The sequence below is a fragment of the Metabacillus idriensis genome, assembly GCF_009674765.1.
GTDB classification, from domain to species: domain Bacteria; phylum Bacillota; class Bacilli; order Bacillales; family Bacillaceae; genus Bacillus_P; species Bacillus_P idriensis.
Map to the genome: position 1 here is coordinate 129,844 of NZ_WKKF01000002.1, position 22,338 is coordinate 152,181.

Below are 22,338 nucleotides of genomic sequence, written 5' to 3' on the forward strand. Positions count from 1 at the left end.
GGGTATGGGTGGGAGCCTCATCGGCATGCCGCGGGTTCTCCCATTTCCTCTATTCGCCGCAGGAGTCAAGTTTATCCGCCAAAATTACATATAGCTTTATACATCTAGTCCAAAAGCAATAAAGTTTACGAAAAGAGGGGATATCAAGAAAGTCTGTTTTCGCATAATTATTGTTTGGAATATAAATGATGTCCGTTCCTTGCAGCGAGAGGAACTTGCTTTCCGCGGGGAGCATGGGAGCCTCCTCGGCTTTGCCTGTGGGGTCTCCCATTTTGCTCTATTTCCCGCAGGAATCAAGTTCCTTCCGCTGCAATCCACTTATTATTTGTAACATGGAGTCTAAAAATAACAAAGTTATGAAAAGAGCCTATAGAAAAAAGCAGACAGGAAATACCATTAGTTTTTCCTGCCTGCTCCATTTTAGAGACTTATTGTACAATTCCAATTTGGAAAATATAAACAACATACGTTACATGGAGACGCAGCTAAATAAAACTAATAGCTGAAATCGATTCCAACTGTGGTGTAATAGAACGATTTGCTCTTATGAAATTAATACTTCAACAGATAATCAACTCTGGAAAAATAAGGTGTGGAACTGAAAAACGCATGGACCTTTTTCGGTCCATGCGTTTTTATAACAATGTTAAAACAGCAAATGTGCAATCCCGACAATAACAGGAAGCGTGATTAATGTGCGAAGAATGAATATGATCACTAAATCCTTAAATGAAACCGGGATTTTCGAACCGAGCAGCAGCCCGCCGACTTCAGACATATAAATAAGCTGGGTAACAGAGACACAAGCTATTATAAATCTGGTCATTTCACTTGTGATTTCACTTGCTAATACTGTAGGAAGGAACATATCAGCAAAACCAACAACAAGTGTTTTGGATGCTTCTTTTGCTTCTGGTATTTGCATCAGTTCAAGCAGGGGAATGAACGGCATTCCAAGCCAATCAAATACCGGAGTGAACTCCGCTGTCATTAAAGCAATTGTTCCTAGTGCCATGACAATAGGGGCAACCCCCATCCACATATCAAGGACATTTTTTATTCCGTCTTGAAAGAAAGAAATGACACTCTTATTTTTATCTGCCTGAACAAGTGCCTGTTTATATCCCCAGCTAAATGGAGTAAATCCTTCAGGAACAGCTTCAGTAATTTTTTCATCCTGACCGTGATAGTAAGTATCAGGTTTAGTGGAAAGTGGAGGAATTCTGGGCAGCACTAAAGCTGCAATAATTCCTGCAAACGTAACAGTTAAATAAAATGGGACAAACATATGTCCAAGCTCTACTTGAGAAATGACAACTAAACTGAAGGTAATCGATACGACAGAGAAACTTGTACCAATAATGGCAGCTTCACGTTTTGTATAGAAGCCTTCTTCATACTGTTTACTTGTAAGCAATACGCCAATCGTTCCATCACCAAGCCATGATGCGACGCAATCAACAGAGGATCTGCCCGGCAATTTAAATACAGGTCTCATAAACTTGGCAAGCAGCGATCCAAAAAGCTCAAGCAAACCAAAGTTCAGTAAAAGAGGCAAGAGTAACCCTGCAAAAAAGAAGACTGAAAATAAAATCGGAAGCAAATCATTTAGAAGAAGTCCGCCGGTATTTTCAGACCAGATCCATTCGGGTCCGATTTTAAATAAAGTAAGAACTGCAAAGACAGCTCCGAACAATCGGGCGATAACCCAGATGACTGGGACATCCAATAAAGCTGTAAAGAAAGGGCTTTTTCTTACAAAATCTGGTTTAGCCGTCTTCGCAAGAAAGGTGCCAATTAAAGTTAGGATAATAATCGCTGTCATGATGCCGGGCAAATAGGTCCCAAGTGCATCCTGAAGGATTCCTGAGAAAATCGCAATCGGAATAGTGACATCTCCATTGTATTTAATCGGAACCATAAATAATAGAATCCCAAGCATGGAAGGGATGATAAATTTCATAGTGTTTTTAGTCTGTGAAGTCAATGTGTGTGCTCCTTACATCTAGTACATATTTATGTAACGTGTGTTATTTTAATGCAATTTGACGAAAATGCCAATGCTTTTATGCAAATTTCCTGTATTTTCACGTATACAATACCCGGTACAAAAGTTCCTTAATCGTATTATCTGCAAAATGATCAAATCTTAGGTAAGATAGTTAAAACATATAATAAAGGAGACCTAAATTATGAACAATGTCATTGATACGATCTTATCTCACCGCTCGATTCGGAAGTTTGAAGAAAAACTGCTGAGTGATGAACAAATCAAAACCATTGTTGAGTGCGCACAGGCAGCTTCCACTTCAAGTTTTATACAGGCGTATTCCATCATTGGCGTGAAAAATCCTGCAACTAAACAGAGATTGGCGGAGCTTGCAGGCAATCAGTCATATGTCGCTCAGAACGGACATTTCTTTATTTTTTGCGCGGATTTGCATCGCCACGAAGTTTTAGCAGAGATGGAAGGCGTAAACTTAGATGAAACGCTTGAGAGCACAGAGAAATTCATGGTAGCGGCAATAGATGCTTCGCTTGCAGCACAAAATGCTGTCATTGCGGCTGAATCGATGGGACTTGGAGCCGTTTATATCGGCGGACTGAGAAACAGCTTAAACGACGTCTCTGAGCTGCTTAAAACACCAGACAGAGTTGTGCCTCTATTTGGACTTGCTGTAGGCTATCCGGCTCAAAATCCTGATAAAAAGCCAAGAATTCAGACTGAACATATTTACCATGAAGAGGCTTATGAAACCGACAGCGAAACATATATCCGGCAATTAGAAGACTATAATCGCGTTATTTCTGCTTACTACCATGAAAGGACCGAAGGAAAGAGAACGGATACTTGGACAAGTCAGATGGCAGCCATGCTTTCTAAGCCGACGAGAATGTATATGAAAGAGTTTGTTGAATCGAGAGGGTTTAATAAAAGATAAGCCGGGAAAACTTACTCCGTATGAATAAATTTGATTTTACTCATGAAGGAGCGGTAAGAATGGCAGAAAAAATTTTAGTAGTCGTGACAACTGCAGACAAAATTACAGATGAATATAAAACTGGCCTGTGGCTGTCAGAATTTGCTGAACCGTACGCGGAATTTACAGCCAATGGTTATGAAGTAACCGTTGCAAGTCCTAAAGGCGGAGACGTTCCTCTTGATCCCAACAGCTTAGAGGGCGGAGAACAGGATAAATGGCCTGAGGCCATCAGCAGGCTGAAAGATACTCAAGTACTGGGTGACATTCAAGGAGATGAGTATGCAGGAATCTTCCTTCCTGGCGGTCATGGAACCATGTTTGATTTCCCGTCTAATAAAAAACTGCAGGAGCTGCTCGTGCATTTCGCAGAAGCTGATAAAGGGATTGGAGCTGTCTGCCACGGTCCTGCTGGATTTGTTGGCCCTGTCCTTTCAAATGGAAAACCGTTAGTTGAAGGCAGACGATTAACAGGATTTACGAATGAAGAAGAAGTGGACACAAAGCTTGCTCAATATATGCCATTTCTTTTAGAAACAGAGCTTACAGAGCTTGGTGCAGAATTTGTGACAGCTCCAAAATTCACTGAGCATGTCGAAGTCGATGGAAAGCTGGTTACTGGACAAAATCCGCAATCGAGTGAAAATGCCGCAAAAGAATTTGTCAAAGTTTTATCAAAATAAACTGCTGAAAAAGACCTTAAAAGGTCTTTTTTTGTTGGTTTTTGTTTCACGTGGAACGTTTTGCTTGAGAAACGTTTACATTTGAAACACTTTTCTTCACTATTTGCTAAGATTATAATGAAACTATTATTTGGAGGGTTCTTTTTGCTTCTGAAGAAAGTGGTGGGGAAATTGAAAATAGATGAGATTGACAGGAAAATTATTAAATTGCTGATGGAAAATGGCCGCATGTCGTATGTGGATATTGGAAAAGAATTAGAACTTTCCCGAGTGGCAGTAAGGGAAAGAGTCAATCAATTAATAAGTGAGGGTGTCATTGAAAGGTTTACTGTTGTCGTAAATTCAGAGAAAGTTGGCAGAGCTGTATCTGCATTTTTTGAAGTGGATTGTGAGCCTGCCTTTTTAGTAGAGGTGGCTGAAACGCTCGCAGACAATCCTAAGGTGGCCAGCTGCTATCAAATGACAGGGCCGAGCACTCTCCATATGCACGTGCTTGTTGAAGACTTTACGGCTCTTGAAAAATTCATCAACCACGAGCTTTATGCTCTGGAAGGAATCACGAGAGTTGAGAGCCACATCCTGCTCAGAAGATTTAAGAGCAGAAATGGACTGAAATTATAAAATAGACAGCTTTTTGCACCTTAAATAGATTGAATATTTTACGTATTCAGATATAATCTGAGATAGAGAATAAATTTTACAAAAGGTAACCTTGGAAAGTCAGATGCTTAACAAATGTTTGATTCTTACTTAATTTTTAAACAATATGATTATAAGGAGATCCGAAATATGAACTTCGATTATTTAAATCATCCATACCCCTCAGAGCGGCAGACTGTATTTGCAAAAAATGGAATGGTCGCCACTTCTCAGCCTCTGGCTGCTCAGGCTGGCTTGGATATCCTGAAAAAAGGCGGAAATGCGATCGATGCGGCGATAGCAGCAGCTGCCGCCTTAACGGTTCTTGAACCAACCTCTAATGGCATTGGAGGAGACGCATTTGCACTGGTTTGGACAAACGGAAATCTGTATGGCCTAAATGCAAGCGGTCCTGCTCCATCGGGGCTCTCCATTGAAGCTGTTAAGGCAAAAGGATACGCAAAAATGCCTGTACATGGAGTAACTCCTATAACGGTTCCAGGTGCTCCAGCTGCTTGGGTACAGCTATCAAAGCGCTTTGGACGTCTGCCTCTTCAAGATGTGCTTGCTCCTGCAATCGCATATGCTGAAGAAGGATATCCTTTAACTCCAATTCTGGGAAAATATTGGGCTCTAGCTTATGAAAAATTTAAAACGTCTCTAACAGGTCCTGAGTTCGAAGCTTGGTTTGCTGCTTTTGCACCAAACAATCGGGCCCCTAAAATCGGTGAAATCTGGCGTTCAGCAGATCATGCAGCTACTTTAAGAGAGATAGCTGAAACGAATGGAGAAAGCTTCTACCGCGGACGATTAGCAGAGAAAATCAGTTCCTTTGTGGAAAAGCACGGAGGTTTTCTATCAAAAGAAGATCTTGCTTATTATGATGCAGAATGGGTTGATCCAATTTCGGTGCATTACAAAGGGTATGATGTATGGGAGATCCCGCCTAATGGCCAGGGGATTGTCGCTTTGCTGGGGCTCAATATATTAAAGGGCTATACAATAACTGAAAAGGACAGTGCAGATACATACCATAAGCAAATTGAAGCGATGAAGCTTGCTTTTACAGACGGGAAAGCATATGTAACAGATCCAAAAGAGATGAAGATTACTGCGGAAGAGCTTTTGTCAGAACAATATGGAGAGATGAGAAGAGCTGAAATAACGGATAAGGCGATTTTACCTGAAGCCTATGAGCCTGCAAAGGGCGGCACTGTGTATTTGGCCGCTGCAGACGGGGAAGGCAATATGGTTTCGTTCATCCAGAGCAATTACATGGGATTTGGTTCTGGTGTTGTCATTCCGGGAACAGGAATCTCCATGCAAAACCGGGGACATGATTTTTCTCTTGATGAAACACATCCGAATGCATTAAAGCCGGGAAAGAAAACCTATCATACTATTATTCCAGGTTTTTTGACAAAGGATAATCAAGCTGTTGGTCCCTTTGGCGTGATGGGCGGATATATGCAGCCCCAGGGACATCTTCAGGTAGTCATGAACACGATTGATTTTCATCTGCATCCGCAGGCAGCTCTTGATGCACCGCGCTGGCAGTGGATTGAGGGGAAAAAGGTGCTTGTTGAGCCTCATTTTCCTTCGCATCTTGCACAGGCTTTAGTCCGGAAAGGGCATGAAATCCAAAAGACAGTGGATACAGGCCAATTTGGACGCGGACAGATTATATGGAGGGATCCTGATACTGGTGTGCTTACTGGAGGTACAGAGCCAAGAGCGGATGGATCGATTGCGTCGTGGTAAGGGAAGAAATTGAGGTGACTTTTTTATGAAACAGTGGAATATTTTTATTGCATTTTTCAGGTCAGGTATGCTTGGATTTGGGGGTGGACCTTCGACCATTCCGCTTGTGCATAGAGAAGTAGTTGAGAGATTTAAATGGATGAATGATGATGAATTTTCAGATGTACTGGCGCTCGGGAATACACTTCCGGGGCCAATTGCAACGAAGATGGCAGGATATATCGGATATCGGATAGGAGGCTATGCAGGCATGCTGAATGCTGTCATCGCAACAGCACTTCCAACCGTATTCTTGATGATTTTGCTGCTGACAACCTTAAATGCTTATAAAGATGAAGCATGGGTCAGAGGAATGTCTCAAGCAGTTCTGCCGGTCGTGGCTGTCATGCTGCTTACTCTTACAAGGGATTTTGCGAAGAAATCATCGCAGTCCTTTGGCTTGCTAAAAACGATTATTCTTATGGGAGCATCCCTTTTCTTAATGGAGGCTCTCCACGTTCATCCGGGTATTCTAATTGGTATTCTGCTGCTTTGGGCTATTTTTTATAAAGGGAAAAGCGGCGGGAAGAAAGAGAAGGGGATGGATTCATGATTTACTGGCACATTTTTTTGGCCTTCTTCCTGCCTGGCATCCTCGGGTATGGGGGAGGTCCAGCTTCCATTCCCCTTATTGAAAAAGAAGTAGTCGACCGCTATGAATGGCAGACCGTCGGTGAATTCAGTGAGACACTGGCACTTGGAAACGCACTCCCTGGCCCGATTGCAACAAAAATGGCCGGCTTTATCGGCTATCAGGAGGGCGGCTTGCTCGGAGCAGCGGTTGGGCTGTTTGCCACTATTGCTCCCTCACTGATTTTAATGCTGATTCTTTTAAAGGTTCTAATGAAGTATAAGGAATCGCCTCAGGTAAAAAGGTTATCCACAGTGGTAAGGCCTGTCATCGCGGTTATGCTTGGAGTCATGACCTATCAATTCCTGGATAATGCCGTTCTTGGTTTTGGAATATGGCATACTCTGCTGTTGTTTATCCTTAGCTTCGTCCTGCTTGAAAAAATGAATGTTCATCCTGCCTTTGTCATAGCAGGAGCGCTTGTTTATGGAGGAGTTTTTCTTTCATAGTCTGGTTCAATCCCTCTTCAAAAATGGAAGGGGGGTTTTTTATGAGATAAGGATAAAATTTAAGATAATCACAATAGTTTTAGACTTATCAACAGGGCTGTGAATAATTGTATATCCTCTGTATATATAGTGGCGAACAATTGTACCCACACAAAATGTGGATAGAAATTGTGGATATGTTGATAACTTCTGTTGATAACTGTTGTCGAATGGTGGAATAACATGTGAATATCTAATAATTTAACAAAAAATTTAAAAACGTTTACATAGATTTACAAAATACACAGGTATTTGAGCTTTTTCGGCATTTTTGGCATGATGGTGTTACAATCATGCACACAGGAAGGAATGGACCTTTGAGAATTTATAAAATCCTAAACAATAATGCTGCAGTTGTTCTTGATGATCAGCAGGAGAAAATTGTAATGGGTCCGGGAATTGCTTTTCAAAAAAGCAAAAATGATATTATACCGGCCGGTAAAATTGAAAAAATATTTGTAATGAAAGAAGAAAGCGAAAAATTTCAGCAGCTGCTGCAAATGGTCCCTGAGGATCACGTCGAGCTTGCCGAGGAAATCATCAGCTATGCGGAAGGCCGTTTGATGTCGCCGCTAAGCAATCACATTCACATAGCTTTGACAGATCACCTGTCGTTTGCTATTGAAAGAATTCAGCAAGGCTATCAAATTCAAAATAAATTGCTGAATGAAATTAAAGTGCTCTACAAAAAAGAATTTGAGATAGGACGATGGGCAATCCAAAAAGTGCAGGAAAAGCTTGGCGTTACTCTTCCGGATGATGAAGCGGGACACATTGCCCTCCATATTCATACTGCGAAATTAGATTCTGCTGATATGACGGTTACCTTAAAGCATACGGCCATTATTCAAGAATCAATCAGCATAATAGAAGAGCACTTTGGACTGAAGCTAAGTGAAGATTCCATTTCCTATCAGCGTCTGCTGACTCACCTTAGATTTGCCTTAAATCGGCTGGAGCAGGCCGAGGATTTTCATGTCATGGATACAGACATGCTGAGCCTGATTCAAGAAAAATACAGGTTTTCCTATCAATGTTCAAAAAAGATTGCCGATTATTTAAGCGAGGAGTACAATCTGCATTTTCCAGAATCAGAGATTGGCTACATTTCACTTCATATTCAGAGATTAAGCGAGTAAAAAAATCTTGACGCACACGCTTTCATCTCATACAATGAAAGCGGATTAAAAAACTTGATATCCGGGATTGTGACTGGTTATGCAGGCAAGACCTAAAATTTGTAAAGAGATCAATGGAGAAACTCTGTCTATGATATCTTTATAAGTTTTAGGTCTTTTTTCTATTCTAAAGGAGGATTAACAATGAATTATAAAGACACTGCGGAAAAAATTGTACCGCTGCTCGGCGGAAAAGAAAATATCATCAGTGCCACCCACTGTGCTACAAGGCTCCGTTTGGTTTTGCAGGATGAAAGCAAAGCCGATAAAGCGGAAATAGAAGAGGTTGAAGGAGTTAAAGGCGCATTCGCAAGTTCTGGGCAATTTCAAATTATTTTTGGTACAGGGAATGTGAATAAAGTCTATGAACAGCTGCAGCCAATGCTCGGAAGGATGGATACAGATCATGTATCGCATGCTGAAGCTGTGAAGCAAAAAATGAATCCATTTGCCCGATTTGCAAAAACACTGTCGAATATTTTCGTTCCGATCATTCCGGCAATCGTAGCAAGCGGTTTATTAATGGGTCTGCTTGGAATGATGAAAGCATTTGAGTGGGTCAGTACAGACAGTCCATTCATTGTTTTGCTTGATATGTTCTCAAGCGCAGCATTTATCATTCTGCCGATTCTAATTGGTGTCAGCGCATCCCGCGAGTTTGGAGCAAACCCCTATTTAGGAGCTGTTATCGGGGGGATTCTTACACACCCTGCCCTGCTGAATCCGTGGGGACTGGCGGAAGCGAAGCCCGAATATTTGAACTTTGCGGGAATGGATATCGCAATGCTTGGCTATCAGGGAACCGTTATTCCAATTCTTCTTGCTGTATATGTGATGAGCAAAATTGAGAAAGGGCTTCGCAAGATTGTACCTAACTCGATTGATTTGCTTGTCACACCATTTTTGACAATTATCTCCACAGGTTTTATCGCTTTAATCGCTATTGGCCCAATTGGCCGCGGATTAGGAACTCTGATTACAACTACGTTAACTTACGTATATGATACAGCTGGTTTTATGGCTGGGCTTATCTTTGGAGGAACCTATTCTTTAATCGTACTGACAGGGGTTCATCACAGCTTCCATGCCATTGAAGCAGGGCTTCTTGCAGATCTTGGGAAGAACTATCTCCTTCCGATCTGGTCAATGGCAAATGTTGCTCAGGGCGGAGCGGGACTCGCCGTTTTCTTCATGACAAAGCGCGCGAAAACAAAAGAAATTGCATTGCCTGGAGCATTCTCAGCCTTCTTGGGAATTACCGAGCCCGTTATTTTCGGAGTCAACTTACGCTACAGAAATCCATTTATTGGCGGTATGATTGGAGGCGCACTTGGCGGCGCATATGTCGTCTTTACGAATGTAGCCGCAAATGCCTATGGATTAACGGGCATTCCGATGATTGCCATTGTTGCTCCATTCGGAACATCGGCGATCATTAATTATCTGATCGGATTCGTCATTGCCGTAGCGGGTGCCTTCATTGCAACGCTGCTTCTTGGATTAAAAGAAGAAGAGACAAAGTAGGACTTGCTATTTAAAGGAAGAATTAAGTAAGCTATAACTAAAAATCAGGCAGTTGGATGCCTGATTTTTCTTTCACTCGAGAGGAGAGCTGCATCCATGAAAAAAGAGATTATCAGTTTGGGAGAGGCATTAATCGATTTTATACCAGTAGATTCGGATAATATGATCTATCAAAAAAGCCCAGGAGGAGCGCCTGCAAACGTTGCAGTTGGTTTAGCGAGACTTGGAGCTGATTCAGCTTTTCTTGGAAAAGTGGGAAATGACGTACTCGGGACTTTTTTAAAAGATACTTTAGCCTCTTACGGGGTTCATACAAATCATATGATGCTTTCAGATGAAGCGAAAACAGGTGCTGTATTTATTACATTGGCTGAAAATGGAGAGCGTTCGTTTGATTTTTATATCAATCCAAGTGCAGACCGGTTTTTGAAAAGGGAAGAACTGAACGAATCGCTGTTTGAAGACAGTAAAATCCTTCACTACGGTTCGATTTCTATGATCAGCGAGCCTTCTAGAAGTGCGACGATCAGAGCTGTTGAGCTTGCCAGAAAGAACAGAATGATTGTTTCATATGATCCCAATTTAAGATTGAGCTTATGGGAAAACGAAGAAGCTGCACGTGAAACCATCCTTTCTATGTTTGAATCGGCCGATTTAATCAAGATTTCAGAAGAGGAACTTGAATTTTTGACGGGAGAAGCAACGATTGAAAAAGGGGTAGAAAAGCTCTCCGATTATAACATTCCATTGCTGCTTGTAACACTCGGGAGCGAAGGAAGCTATGCATTTACACAGAATGTGACTGCAAGAATTCATGCAATGCAGGTAAATGCAGTTGACACAACCGGTGCTGGAGATGCTTTCGTATCAGGTGTTTTATATAAATTAAATGAGTATGAGGGAAATCTAGCCTCTTTAACGGAGAAGGAATTACAGGACATCGGCCGGTTTGCAAGTGTTTCAGGCGGACTTGCTGCATCGGTTAAAGGAGCCATGACAGCATTGCCTACACTGAAAGAGGTTCAAGGCATTCTGCAAAATTCGTAAAGGAGAGTTGGACGTGAAAAACCGTGATTCAGAGTTAAAAGAAGCTGCTTATCAAGAGGTTGAGGCAAGCCGGGAAACGGTTGAGAGCGACCCTTATCGGCTGAAGCATCATATTATGCCTCCTGTCGGACTTCTTAACGATCCGAACGGCTTTATTCAGTGGAAGGGGATTTACCATCTCTTCTATCAATGGATGCCGTTTAAAACAGGACATGGAGCAAAGTTCTGGGGGCATTATAGTTCAAGAGACCTCGTGAATTGGAAACATGAACCGATTGCTCTGGCTCCAAGTGAGTGGTATGAAAAGGATGGGTGCTACTCAGGCAGTGCTATTGCAGCTTTTGATAAACTTCATCTGTTCTACACCGGAAATGTGAAGGATGAGAATGGTGATAGGGAGACCTATCAGTGTCTTGCCGTCTCAGAGGACGGAATCCATTTTGATAAAAAAGGCGTTGTAGCTGAGCTTCCAGACGGATATACGACCCATTTTCGTGATCCAAAGGTGTGGGAGCATGAAGGCAAATGGTATATGGTTGTTGGAGCTCAAACAAAAGAGCTGGTCGGCCGTGCGGCGCTGTTCTCCTCTTTGGATCTTTATAATTGGGAGTACCTGGGCGATACTGCCGGTTCAAAAACCGGTATGCTTGATGAGTTCGGATATATGTGGGAATGCCCTGACTTGTTTCATCTTAACGGGAAAGATGTACTGATTGTTTCTCCTCAAGGTTTGGAGCCGGACGGAATTCTTTATCAGAACGTTTATCAATCAGGCTACTTTGTTGGGGAGCTTGATTACAAGACGGCAAAATTTAATCATGGTAAGTTCACTGAGCTTGACAGAGGCTTTGATTTTTATGCTCCGCAAACGACGGTTGATGAAAAGGGCAGACGCATATTAATTGCCTGGATGAGTGTGCCAGATCAAGATGAGGACAAGCATCCGACCATAGCAAACAAGTGGATTCACACTATGACATTTCCGAGGAAATTGTCGATAAAAGGTGAAAAATTGGTGCAGGAGCCTGTCGAAGAATTAAAAGCTCTCAGAAAAAATGAACAGGTGCATGAACATATTAAGGTGGTAAATGAAGAAGTTCATATGTACGAAGCAGAAGGTTCTGTTTATGAACTCCTTCTTGAACATATAAAAGCAGGAGACTCTTTTAAAATCTCTATTAAAAAGAATGCTGAATTGCATTATTCACGCAGGGACAGGCTGTTTACATTAACTAGAATCAGTTATGCTGACGGGCTGCGTGAATCAAGAAAATGCCATTTGGCAGAGCTGACCAAGCTTCAAGTATTTGTAGATACATCATCGATTGAAATTTTTATAAATGATGGTGAAGAAGTGTTTACGGCGAGAGTATTCCCGGATGCTGAAGACCGAAGCATTGTCTTTTCTTCAGAAAGAGAAACGGTATTTGATTTGAAGAAATGGGATCTGTAATAGAATGGATGGCTGCCTATTTAATGGCGGCTTTTTTTACTTAGAAATATATGAAATAGTCGAATTGAGTATAATAGCTGTGGATGAGCTGAAAAAGTGCATCATCTGGGAAGGCTTAAAGTCAGGTCCAACAGGCAGATCCAGAAAAAATGAAAAAGCCGGTCATCAAGGACCGGCTCAGATAAGAAGTATAAAGTTTAGCGCTTCGATGGCGAGTTGAATCGCCCAGTTCCTCAGATTCGCCAATAAAAGCAAAAAACGCCTTTATTGTATGATCTTTATCTGTCATGCCTGCGCTAAACGGGAACTTCCGCTTTTCTTATTCACTTTCGTATAAACGCAATGCAGCATGGTTTGTCGGCCCAACATACTCGTTAAGAGGGAAGGAATGACGAATCGCTGCTGTAATAAATTGTTTAGCTGTATAAATGGCTTCTTTAACAGATGCACCTTTTGCAAGTTCCGCCGTAATCGCAGCTGAATATGTGCAGCCTGCTCCGTGTGTATAAGAAGTATCGATGCGCTCGCCTTCAAGAATCTGAAATTCTGTTCCGTCATAAAGAACGTCTACTGCTTTTTCATGCTGAAGCTTTCCGCCGCCTTTTACAAGCACGAATTTAGCGCCTAAATCATAAATTTTGACTGCAGCTTCCTTCATCTGATCAACTGTTGTAATGGTTCCGATGCCGCTTAATTGGCCAGCTTCAAATAAGTTTGGAGTAACAACAGTGGCAAGCGGTGTAAGGATTTCGCGCAAAGCATCCGCAAGGTCGGGATACAGTACTTCATCGGCTCCTTTACATACCATAACAGGATCCACTACTACGTTTTGAAGGTTATTCTTTTTTATCGTTTCTGCAGCAAGTTTAATGATATCTACAGTTGGAAGCATGCCTGTTTTCATGGCATCCACACCGATTCCTTCTACGATGGTTGCTGCCTGAGCTTTAATGGTATCTAATTCCACGGGAAATACTTGATGATGCCACTCATTGGCCGGGTCCATCGCTACAACGACTGTTAAAGCAGTCATTCCATATACTCCGCGCTCTTGAAATGTTTTTAAATCTGCCTGAATACCAGCACCGCCGCTGCTATCTGATCCAGCAAATGTTAAGGCTTTTTTCATTGTCATAAGTATGTGTACCTCCATCCAGGTGATTGAAAACGAATCTTACACAGCTATTATAACAATTTAGAAAAAGGTTAGCCATTGATGCGAAATAGGTTGCAAAATGGATAAGATACCCATATACTGTTATTGAACAGTGGTTAAATAAAGGGCGGTGATACATATGGCAGCAAGAAGAGCAGTCGATCAAGAACTTACGCGGGAATCCATCATGCATGCTGCACATCAATTATTTAATGAAAAAGGCTATCAGAACGTTTCCATGAGACAAATCGCCAAAGAGCTGAATTACAGTCACGGAGCTATCTACTATCATTTTAAAAACAAGGCTGAGCTTTTTTATGCGCTGGTTAAGGCAGATTTCACCCTCCTGGATGAAAAATTGATGAATGTTTTGGACCAAGAAGAACTGAGCAATAAAGAAAAAACTAAAAAAATACTCGAGAGCTACATTGAATTCGGCTTGAGAAATCAAAGCCAATATGAACTCATGTTTTTAACGAAAGATGAAGAGGTTATCAGCTATATGATTCATGAGCCTAATGCGAGCTACGATCAATTTGCTCAAGCCATTTATGCGTTATCCGGTAAGCAGCTTTCAGCAAATGTCATTTGGTCTGTCTTTTTGTCACTTCATGGATTTGTCACGCATTATTGCAAGACAGGGATGACATTTGAAGAGGTGGAGCCTCTGGTGAAGGCACATGTTCTTTTTCTAATGAAGGGGTTATCTTAATTTTTTGTCTTTAATTGAACGGTGGTTAATAAAGGGGAGGAGAATAAAAATGAATGCAATTGTTTTTGGGGCATCAGGCGGAATGGGTTATGCACTTGTCATGGAGCTTGTCAGCAGAGGGTTTGATGTTACAGCTTTTGCGAGAAATGAACAAAAGTTAAAAAAACTTTTTGGCCATATAAAGGAAGTGAGGATTCATCAAGGTGATGCGATGAACCCTGATGAAGTCGCAGAGGCATGCAGGAAGAAAGAATTCATTTTTCACAGCATTAATATTCCTTATCCTGAATGGGCCGATGGACACCCGCGTATTATGCAAAACCTGCTGCAGGCTGTTAAACAGGAAAATTCACGATTCATACTTGCAGACAACATATACGCCTATGGAAGACAATCAGAGGCTGTCACTGAAGCTGCCTCCAAGGACCCGCATACAAAAAAGGGGAAAATAAGACTTCAGCTTGAACAGATGGTGAAGTCAGCTGAAATTCCTTATCTCATTCTTCATTTTCCGGATTATTATGGTCCAAAAGCTGAAAATACCTATATCCATTATACGCTTAATCAGATGCTGCAAAATCGCACCTCTCAATTTGTCGGCTCTTTAGACCTTGAGAGAGAATATATTTATACTCCTGACGGTGCGAAAGCTGCGGTTGAACTTGCCCTCACCCCACATGCTTATCAGCAAAATTGGAACATTCCTGGAGCGGGGACAATGACTGGAAATGAGTTCGTTGAAATGGTGCGCGACGCAACTGGCTACAGCAAAAAAGTGATAACGGTTAAAAAAGGCATGATTTCATTCATCGGTCTTTTCGACAAAATGATGAGAGAATCGGTTGAAATGATGTATTTAACAGAAAAACCGGTTCATTTATCTGGATCCAAATATGAAAAAGAAATTGGTCCGCTTCCGAGAACACCATATGACAAGGGAATAAGAGCAGTCATTTCCTCCATGCAAAAAACCAGCTAATTAGCTGGTTTTTGGGGGCACGAAACATCCATTTTTATATGAATATCCGGAAAATAGATACGGCCTTGTAATTTACTTTTTATACAGGTTAAAGGATCTTCTTCTTCAGGTTCCGGTGCTGCTGGTTTTGGCTTTTCCACAGGTTCTGGAGCAGGTTTTTCTTCAGCAGGAGGCTCCGGTTTCTTTTCTTCCTCAACTGGTGCTGAATCTGCGGGTACAGTATTTGGATAGTTGTTTGCGGCAGCTATTGCTTCAAAGGATTGGTTTGAGTGAAGAATGAGAACAGAGGTGCCTGTGTGTACTAGGTCGAATAAATAGCGGATTTCTTCATTATGCATACGAATACAGCCAGCGCTGGCATAAGTTCCTATGGAATTTGGATTGCTATTGCCATGGATGGCATAGGTCGTTCCATTGGTGCCCAGAGCATGAAGACCGAGCCATCTGTCTCCGAGCGGATTTCTGCTGTCGCCCCCTGGAATTTTGTCTTTGTAATAAGGACGATTTTTAATCTTGTTTACAATCGGAAACGTTCCTTCCGGGGTAAACGAATTATTTCTCCCTGTTGCGACATTAAATACTTTAACAAGCTTGCCGCTGTCAAAAAATGCGAGTTTATTCGTGCTTTTGTTAATGATAATCAGCTGAGGTACAGCATCTGCTTTAGCTGGTGCGGCAAAAGATGCAAATAAGAAAAGAGCGGCAAACAGCACTAACCATTTTTTCATTTCTCTCTAGTCCCCTTTTATTTAGTAGCAGAAAAGTCAAACCCGGACTTTTCTTCCGGATTCTTATCTGACATGCCTAAGCAAAACAGGCAACTCCGCTTTTCTGATTACAAGAAAAGATTACCAAACAAAGACTGAGGAACATGTAGAATCTTCTTGTCGAAAGCTGACAATGAAAGGAACTTCTTTTTTTACTCCTTTGACAGCATAAGACGGGAGGAGATGTTAAATTGTTCCATGAATCATCATAAAATATAAAAAAGGCGGGTCTCATGAGACATGAGACCCGCCTATACATCTATATTAGTAGGGGGAAATATAGATTGTATGAATTATTGGTGTGCTACGATAACTACTTTGCCTTTATCAAGCTCTTCTTCCATATGAGCTGCTTCGTTCTCTGTTAAGCCCAGAGATACCATTTTTGAGCGAAGCTCATCTCCGCGTGAACGGAATACGTTTTTCATTGATGAAAAGACGCCTTGCTCGGATACGCCGACACTTTCAGTATCTGTACCGGAAGTGAGATGTTTTGATCGGTTCGGGTCATGTGCGAATAAATAAATATCGTCTTTCACAAACCCTTCAACTTCAAGGTGATTGATTTTTTCTGTTGCTTGAACACCATTTTCAACTACAAATGTTTTCATTTTAATCTCTCTCCTTATATGTGCTGATAGTTAATAAATACCCAATAAACAAAATTTAAAAACAAAGAATTTCACAAATGGGTCTAAAGATTCAGCCTAGAGAAATCTTTTCCTTTTTATGATTTAATGAGCAGTAGAAATAAACAAAGAAATGAGGAGATCTCTTGCGTGTTTCAGTCGTTATTGTGACATTTAATCGTCTATATACTCTTGCTGAGCTTCTGGAATCAATTGCCCGTCAAACATACCGCCCGCATGAAATTATTATTGTTAACGACGGAGGAGAGCCGGCAGACTCTTTAACAGCTGCTTATGATGATCTGCCGATTCGGATGATTAATCTAGAAGAAAATACGGGACATGTTCATGCACGAAATACCGGAGTATTTCAGGCAGAGGGCGATGCCATTATGCTATGTGATGATGATGATTATTTCGCCCCGGAGCATATTGAAAGAATGGTACATGAACTGACAGATGCACATCTTGTTTATTCAGATGTTGAGATTGTCGAATTTGAAGTTCAAAATAACGTTCGTGTGCCTGTCAGCCGCAGATTATTCGCCTATACATATGATGCAAAGGAGATGAGGCGCTTCTCAACGTTTGTGCCATCAGGCAGTTTGTATCTAAAAGAGGTGCATCAGTCGATTGGATATTATGATCCGGATGTTCATAATTATTGGGACTGGGATTTCTTTTTAAGGGTTTCAGAAAAATTTCAAGTAAAGCGGGTTCCTGTGGCAAGCGTTATTTATGCTTTTTCTGATACAGGCAATCATCAATCCGCAGCTCTTAATGAAACAAGACAATCTTACCTTGAAAAGCTATGTGAGAAGCATCAATTGGGAGAGCTTCCTCAAAAAAACTTCTTTGTTTTATTAGAAGAACCCGAGTTAAAGGCGAGAGAAGCGCTGAGCTTGCTTGTCTGGGACGGAAAGCCGATGATACCCAGAATCACCTGACTCCTGCTGCGGCGGGAGTTTTTTTTATGTTTGCAAAGAAGCCACCTCCATGATACTATATGTTTAAACTTTTAAACTAATAAACTAAAGGGAGTTTTTATAGATGAAAACCGTTTTAATTACAGGAGCATCAGATGGAATTGGAAGAGAACTTGCTTATAAGTATGCACAGGATGGGTACCGTCTAATCTTGACGGCAAGAAACGAAATGAAACTGATGAAACTTGCAGGCGAACTGAAAAATACGACAGCAATCGTCAAAGCCAAAGACTTAAGTGATATGAACCAGATTCATGAGTTGTTTCAGGAATTGCAGCAGGAGAAGATTCATGTCGACGTTTTAGTGAACAATGCCGGCTTTGGTTTGTATGGGGATTTTAAAAACACGTCCGCTTTAGATGAGCTGAACATGATTGATTTGAACGTCAAATCCATTACACTGCTAACCAAATTATTTTTGCCTGATATGATTTCAAAAAAATCGGGTCAGGTTTTAAATGTTGCCTCCTCTGCCGCTTTTCAGCCAGGACCATTGATGGCTGTGTATTACGCGACAAAAGCTTATGTGTTATCATTTAGTGAAGCAATTGAAAATGAACTGAAAGGCACTGGTGTATCAATCTCAGTTTTATGTCCCGGCCCTACTAAAACCGGCTTCAGCGAACGTGCCAACCTTGGACAATCCAAGCTCTTTAAAAGCGGAGTAATGGATGTGAAAACTGTTGCTGATGCGGCATATGAAGGGATGAAAAAAGGACAGACGCTGATTATTCCAGGCTTTAAAAATAAGATTCTTGCAGCAGCTGTACGATTCATGCCGCGGAAAACAGTAACAGGCATTGTGCGGAAAACGCAAGAGCGCGCGTAAGAAAGGTGTGAAGCAAAATGGGAGACCAAGCCATTGATACATTTCGATCATGCATCCCATTATTCCATGCTCTCGGGGATCCAGCGAGACAGGATATTATTCTTTTATTAGCAGAAACAGAACGTCTGACTGTGAATGAAATTGCCGATCAGTCCAGGCTTTCAAGACCAGCCATTTCCCACCATCTTAAAATCTTGAAGGACCAGGGATTGGTAAGCATTGAACAGCAGGGGACGAAAAGGTTTTATTCATTAGCACTTGAAGATTCCGTTACCCTGCTGAAAAAATTAATTATATTAGTAGAAGAAACCTGTATTTAACCTCGGAAAGGGTGGAAACAGATGAAACAGCTGCTTCATGAAGGCTGGTGGACATGGCTCAAGCCGGAATTTGAAAAACCCTATTATCAGAAGCTGAGAGAATTTCTGAAGATAGAATATGAAACAGAGACGATCTATCCAGATATGGAAGATCTGTTTAACGCACTGCAATTCACGTCTTATGAAGATGTAAAAGTTGTGATTCTTGGACAGGATCCATATCATGGACCAAATCAGGCTCACGGACTCAGTTTCTCTGTTCAGGAAGGAGTCAAACTTCCGCCATCGCTCCGCAATATTTTTCTTGAACTGAAGGACGACCTTGGATACGATCCTCCTAATCATGGATCACTTGAAAAATGGGCCAAGCAGGGTGTGCTGCTATTGAATACGGTTTTGACAGTGAGAAAAGGGCAAGCCGCCTCACATAAAGGGCAAGGCTGGGAAATGTTCACAAATCGCATTATTGAGCTTCTGAATGAGCGTGAACTGCCAGTTGTGTTTATATTATGGGGAAAGCATGCAGCAGAAAAGAAATCACTGATTGATACAGACAAGCATATTGTGATTCAATCGCCTCATCCAAGTCCTTTTTCCGCCAGAAAAGGGTTCTTTGGGAGCAAGCCGTTTTCAAGAGCGAACGAAGCACTCAAGAAAATGGGCCGGAAGGATATTGACTGGGAAATAAAATAAAAAAGAGGAGGTGCGGACTAAACTGCACCTCCTCTTTACTGAAGAGATAAGAAAATATAAGATTTTGCGCATCGATGGCGAGCGGAAGCGCTCAGGCCTCCTCGGCCAGAACGGCTCATCCAGCAAAGGCAAAAAGCGCCTTCACTGGCTGATCCTTATCTGTCATGCCTGCGCTAAACGGGCGATTCCGCTTTTCTTATTATACCCAGCCCGTTACACGCTCATGATCTGTAACAAGCAATAAGATTTTACCTTCATCAAGCTTTTCTTCATAGCGTTCTGCTTCTGCAGAGCTGAATCCGACTTCCTCTAATTTCGTGCGAAGCTCATCGCCCTTTTTGCTGAAAATGTTGCCGACCGCACTTCCAAGACCTAATTCAGTGATGCCGATCGTATTTGCTTCAGCGTTGTTTGCTACACGGTTTGTGCGCTCATCATCATGTGAGAGAATATAAATGTCGTGCTTGTCGACACCTTTACTTTTCAGTTCCATCACGTCATTTTTCAATAATTCGTCATTTGTATATTCTTTTACAGCTGGTTTCATTTTCATTCACTCTCCTTTTAGGTTTCATAGTAATTAAATAGCACGAATCGTACCTAGTTAAACCTCTTTTTTTTGCAGGTGATGTTCTGTAACTTTGGTATAATAGACTGCAAGGACAAGAATAAAGGCAGGATATAAAGATGAAGAATCAACAGATTAACTGCTTAAAATGCACGCATTACTATGTCACCTGGGACAGGAGTTTTCCAAACGGCTGCAGGGCTTACGGTTTTAAATCTGCTGCAAGACCTTCTGTAACCGTGCTAAAATCATCAGGTGAATCCTGTTTGAAATACACACCAAAAAGATAATGTGTCATGCGATACAGAAATACCAAAGTAATGGAGGAATGATAAGGATGGATATACATATTTCAAAGCTGCTTGCGAAAATGGAAAAAGAAATTCACCGTGCGATGCACGGATCAAGTGATTCAGAAGTAAGAGAGAGACTGCTTGCTGTGAAAACACTCTGTGATCTAGTGCTGGAAGAGCAGGCGGAAGAACGCTATGAACCAAAGCAGCAGCCATCTCATAATCAAGTGGATGCTCTTCAGCTGCAAAAAATGATGGGGGCATCGAATTTGGGCAAGAAAAAAGAAGAGGACGGCGTGAACGGAGATTCTATTTTTGATTTTTAAATCCTTTAAAGATTTTGAACATCTGTTGACGAATCCGCTGTCTGTCTTGATTTAAAGAAATGATAGGGTAAGATGAAAACTAGAGGCTGATTTTAAAATCGAGGAGAAGATAATCGTGAAACTATTTTTAATTCTAGCTGCAGCAAACGCTTTTCTGGCTGTTGCATTAGGCGCATTCGGAGCTCACGGGCTTGAAGGAAAAGTACCTGAAAAATACTTGAAAATCTGGCAGACGGGTGTCACCTATCAAATGTTTCATGCCGGCGGCTTATTCGTGATCGCCTTTTTAATCGACAAACTTCCGCAGGCAGGAATGCTGACTTGGGCTGGCTGGCTCATGTTTATCGGCATTCTCTTATTTTCCGGAAGCCTGTACGTTTTAACCGTTACTCAAATCAGTGTGCTCGGCGCAATCACACCGCTCGGCGGCCTGTCCTTTTTAATTGCCTGGGTAATGATGATCATCGCAGTTGTGAAGTTTTTATAGAATGAGCGGGGGAGTCCTTTAGAGGGCTCTTTTTGATTTGAAAAAACATTTTCGTTAATAAATTTTATAATCACCAATAAATAGATCTGTTTCGATAACAAAATATAAAATTCGATAATAAGAGCAGTTTGATAGAGAGCATGGTCAAGAGAGTTTCACCTCGTAATCGCTTATTCCAACCGCACAATACATGGTAAAATAGGGAAAAAGAAGGGTGGCGCGAAAGTGTGAAGAAAATTCTTTTAATCTTGGGAAGTTTGATGATTTTATCAGGTGTCTTAGGTGCATTAAATCATGTATCACTTATTTTTAAGTCAATGGAAGAAGAGTTTGGTGAATATGGTACCCCGGGTACTGCATCTCTAATCATATGGCAGTACATTCCGTCCTTTACGATCTACGTCACATTACTTGCAGCCGGCAGCCTATTGCTCGGTCTCGCAGCTTTACTGAAACAGCAAGAGAAGCGCAATGATCTGATGGAACACCTGATAGATGCTGTGAAAGCAAATGAGGTTCAGACAGCACAGCCAGCAGTTGAACCCGCTTCTGATATTGAAAAGCAAACACTTGCACTGTTTCAAAGCAGAAATGAGCGTGAGGTTGACGAATCTCATCAGGATCCCGGTAAAGATGAACGCTACTACTGGAAGGGATGAGCATCCATAAAAAAGAGCATACATTTCTAATGTATGCCCGGTGCGCATTATCTAGGAGGAGAAGAAGCCATATCATAAGGATAATAATAGGCAATTTCCTCATCAAATGTAATATAGTCTAAATAAACCATTAACAGCAGGTATCTTTTCGATGTTTTTTGATCGCTTAAAATAATATGATCTCGCCCTGCGGCTTCGATGACGCCTTTAAAGATTTTAGAGTTCCACTCTTTGCTGGCTTCAAACGTCATATAGATGGTTGCTACTTTCCCTCGATTTAAACGCAGTATATTTTCAATGTACGATTCCTCTAGCGGGAGCATGCCGCCCTGTGCCTGAGTGGGAGTCTGCTGCATCCCCTGCATCCCTTGCATCCCTTGCATCCCCTGACCGCCGCCCTGCTGGGGATATCCAAATTGCGGCTGCTGCTGCCGGTAATCATAACCGGCTCCATAAGGATTGAAGCCTGCTCCAAACTGATTGAACGATGAATTCATGTTGTACCTCCTT

General features: G+C 41.6%; 25 protein-coding genes. 19 read left to right on the top strand and 6 right to left on the bottom strand.

Features of this window, described 5'->3' with window-relative positions; translation table 11 throughout:
- Positions 1-646: 646 nt before the first annotated feature.
- Complete coding sequence (locus GJU41_RS08950) at positions 647-1,963, bottom strand: YjiH family protein (protein WP_154318846.1); 1,317 nt, start codon at positions 1,961-1,963, stop codon at positions 647-649.
- A 229-nt stretch (positions 1,964-2,192) separates the two neighbouring features.
- On the opposite strand from GJU41_RS08950, the gene nfsA reads away from it, so the two are divergent.
- From nfsA to GJU41_RS09000, 10 genes are all read left to right on the top strand, one after another.
- Positions 2,193-2,942, top strand: coding sequence for an oxygen-insensitive NADPH nitroreductase (gene nfsA, locus GJU41_RS08955; protein ID WP_070878825.1), 750 nt, complete (start codon positions 2,193-2,195; stop codon positions 2,940-2,942).
- 59 nt (positions 2,943-3,001) lie between these two features.
- Entirely contained in the window at positions 3,002-3,664 is a 663-nt protein-coding gene (locus GJU41_RS08960; RefSeq protein ID WP_070878824.1) for a type 1 glutamine amidotransferase domain-containing protein, read from the top strand.
- A 171-nt stretch (positions 3,665-3,835) separates the two neighbouring features.
- Positions 3,836-4,285 (top strand): Lrp/AsnC family transcriptional regulator, encoded by a 450-nt coding sequence (locus GJU41_RS08965; protein WP_070878931.1) that lies wholly within the window; start codon positions 3,836-3,838, stop codon positions 4,283-4,285.
- Positions 4,286-4,453: 168 nt separating this feature from the next.
- Positions 4,454-6,064, top strand: coding sequence for a gamma-glutamyltransferase family protein (locus GJU41_RS08970; RefSeq protein ID WP_154318391.1), 1,611 nt, complete (start codon positions 4,454-4,456; stop codon positions 6,062-6,064).
- A 25-nt stretch (positions 6,065-6,089) separates the two neighbouring features.
- Positions 6,090-6,656 (top strand): chromate transporter, encoded by a 567-nt coding sequence (locus GJU41_RS08975; RefSeq protein WP_154318392.1) that lies wholly within the window; start codon positions 6,090-6,092, stop codon positions 6,654-6,656.
- A complete protein-coding gene (locus GJU41_RS08980) occupies positions 6,653-7,183 on the top strand; it encodes a chromate transporter (RefSeq protein WP_070878821.1) in 531 nt (176 codons plus the stop codon). The genes GJU41_RS08975 and GJU41_RS08980 overlap by 4 nt, the downstream gene beginning before the upstream one ends.
- Before the next feature lie 356 nt (positions 7,184-7,539).
- Positions 7,540-8,361 carry a PRD domain-containing protein gene (locus GJU41_RS08985; RefSeq protein ID WP_154318393.1) on the top strand — a complete coding sequence of 274 codons (822 nt, stop codon included), beginning with the start codon at positions 7,540-7,542 and terminating at the stop codon, positions 8,359-8,361.
- A gap of 183 nt (positions 8,362-8,544) precedes the next feature.
- Positions 8,545-9,924, top strand: coding sequence for a sucrose-specific PTS transporter subunit IIBC (locus GJU41_RS08990; protein WP_070878819.1), 1,380 nt, complete (start codon positions 8,545-8,547; stop codon positions 9,922-9,924).
- Between the two features lie 96 nt (positions 9,925-10,020).
- The gene (locus GJU41_RS08995; protein ID WP_154318394.1) at positions 10,021-10,971 is read left to right on the top strand and encodes an aminoimidazole riboside kinase; all 951 of its coding nucleotides are present in this window, start codon (positions 10,021-10,023) and stop codon (positions 10,969-10,971) included.
- Positions 10,972-10,984: 13 nt separating this feature from the next.
- A complete protein-coding gene (locus tag GJU41_RS09000; protein WP_070878817.1) occupies positions 10,985-12,424 on the top strand; it encodes a glycoside hydrolase family 32 protein in 1,440 nt (479 codons plus the stop codon).
- Between the two features lie 319 nt (positions 12,425-12,743).
- On the opposite strand, the gene GJU41_RS09005 is transcribed toward GJU41_RS09000, so the two are convergent.
- On the bottom strand, positions 12,744-13,559 hold the full coding sequence (locus tag GJU41_RS09005; protein WP_070878815.1) for a bifunctional hydroxymethylpyrimidine kinase/phosphomethylpyrimidine kinase: 816 nt from the start codon (positions 13,557-13,559) through the stop codon (positions 12,744-12,746).
- A gap of 160 nt (positions 13,560-13,719) precedes the next feature.
- Between GJU41_RS09005 and GJU41_RS09010 the strand changes: the two genes are divergently transcribed.
- Positions 13,720-14,292, top strand: coding sequence for a TetR/AcrR family transcriptional regulator (locus GJU41_RS09010; protein WP_070878814.1), 573 nt, complete (start codon positions 13,720-13,722; stop codon positions 14,290-14,292).
- A 49-nt stretch (positions 14,293-14,341) separates the two neighbouring features.
- The gene (locus GJU41_RS09015; protein ID WP_070878813.1) at positions 14,342-15,271 is read left to right on the top strand and encodes an SDR family NAD(P)-dependent oxidoreductase; all 930 of its coding nucleotides are present in this window, start codon (positions 14,342-14,344) and stop codon (positions 15,269-15,271) included.
- Here the strand turns inward: GJU41_RS09015 and GJU41_RS09020 are convergent.
- The gene (locus tag GJU41_RS09020; protein ID WP_070878812.1) at positions 15,268-15,999 is read right to left on the bottom strand and encodes a L,D-transpeptidase; all 732 of its coding nucleotides are present in this window, start codon (positions 15,997-15,999) and stop codon (positions 15,268-15,270) included. The two genes, GJU41_RS09015 and GJU41_RS09020, sit on opposite strands and share 4 nt — an antisense overlap.
- Positions 16,000-16,331: 332 nt before the next feature.
- Positions 16,332-16,649 (bottom strand): YflT domain-containing protein, encoded by a 318-nt coding sequence (locus tag GJU41_RS09025; RefSeq protein WP_070878811.1) that lies wholly within the window; start codon positions 16,647-16,649, stop codon positions 16,332-16,334.
- A gap of 164 nt (positions 16,650-16,813) precedes the next feature.
- Here GJU41_RS09025 and GJU41_RS09030 point away from each other — a divergent pair, with 164 nt between their 5' ends.
- From GJU41_RS09030 to GJU41_RS09045, 4 genes are all read left to right on the top strand, one after another.
- Positions 16,814-17,614 carry a glycosyltransferase family 2 protein gene (locus tag GJU41_RS09030; protein ID WP_070878810.1) on the top strand — a complete coding sequence of 267 codons (801 nt, stop codon included), beginning with the start codon at positions 16,814-16,816 and terminating at the stop codon, positions 17,612-17,614.
- A gap of 103 nt (positions 17,615-17,717) precedes the next feature.
- Positions 17,718-18,482, top strand: coding sequence for an SDR family NAD(P)-dependent oxidoreductase (locus GJU41_RS09035; RefSeq protein ID WP_154318396.1), 765 nt, complete (start codon positions 17,718-17,720; stop codon positions 18,480-18,482).
- A gap of 17 nt (positions 18,483-18,499) precedes the next feature.
- Positions 18,500-18,802 (top strand): ArsR/SmtB family transcription factor, encoded by a 303-nt coding sequence (locus tag GJU41_RS09040; protein ID WP_070878808.1) that lies wholly within the window; start codon positions 18,500-18,502, stop codon positions 18,800-18,802.
- A gap of 21 nt (positions 18,803-18,823) precedes the next feature.
- Positions 18,824-19,495, top strand: a complete 672-nt coding sequence (locus tag GJU41_RS09045; protein ID WP_154318397.1) for a uracil-DNA glycosylase — start codon at positions 18,824-18,826, stop codon at positions 19,493-19,495.
- Positions 19,496-19,694: 199 nt separating this feature from the next.
- Here GJU41_RS09045 and GJU41_RS09050 read toward each other — a convergent pair whose 3' ends face one another.
- Positions 19,695-20,042 (bottom strand): YflT domain-containing protein, encoded by a 348-nt coding sequence (locus tag GJU41_RS09050; RefSeq protein ID WP_154318847.1) that lies wholly within the window; start codon positions 20,040-20,042, stop codon positions 19,695-19,697.
- A gap of 358 nt (positions 20,043-20,400) precedes the next feature.
- On the opposite strand from GJU41_RS09050, the gene GJU41_RS09055 reads away from it, so the two are divergent.
- The 3 genes from GJU41_RS09055 to GJU41_RS09065 all read left to right on the top strand — a co-directional run bounded on the left by GJU41_RS09055 (position 20,401) and on the right by GJU41_RS09065 (position 21,828).
- On the top strand, positions 20,401-20,682 hold the full coding sequence (locus GJU41_RS09055; protein WP_070878806.1) for a YwdI family protein: 282 nt from the start codon (positions 20,401-20,403) through the stop codon (positions 20,680-20,682).
- 115 nt (positions 20,683-20,797) lie between these two features.
- Positions 20,798-21,169, top strand: coding sequence for a DUF423 domain-containing protein (locus tag GJU41_RS09060; protein ID WP_070878805.1), 372 nt, complete (start codon positions 20,798-20,800; stop codon positions 21,167-21,169).
- A gap of 227 nt (positions 21,170-21,396) precedes the next feature.
- Entirely contained in the window at positions 21,397-21,828 is a 432-nt protein-coding gene (locus GJU41_RS09065; RefSeq protein WP_154318398.1) for a hypothetical protein, read from the top strand.
- A 47-nt stretch (positions 21,829-21,875) separates the two neighbouring features.
- On the opposite strand, the gene gerQ is transcribed toward GJU41_RS09065, so the two are convergent.
- Positions 21,876-22,325 carry a spore coat protein GerQ gene (gene gerQ / locus GJU41_RS09070; RefSeq protein ID WP_070878803.1) on the bottom strand — a complete coding sequence of 150 codons (450 nt, stop codon included), beginning with the start codon at positions 22,323-22,325 and terminating at the stop codon, positions 21,876-21,878.
- Positions 22,326-22,338: the final 13 nt, after the last annotated feature.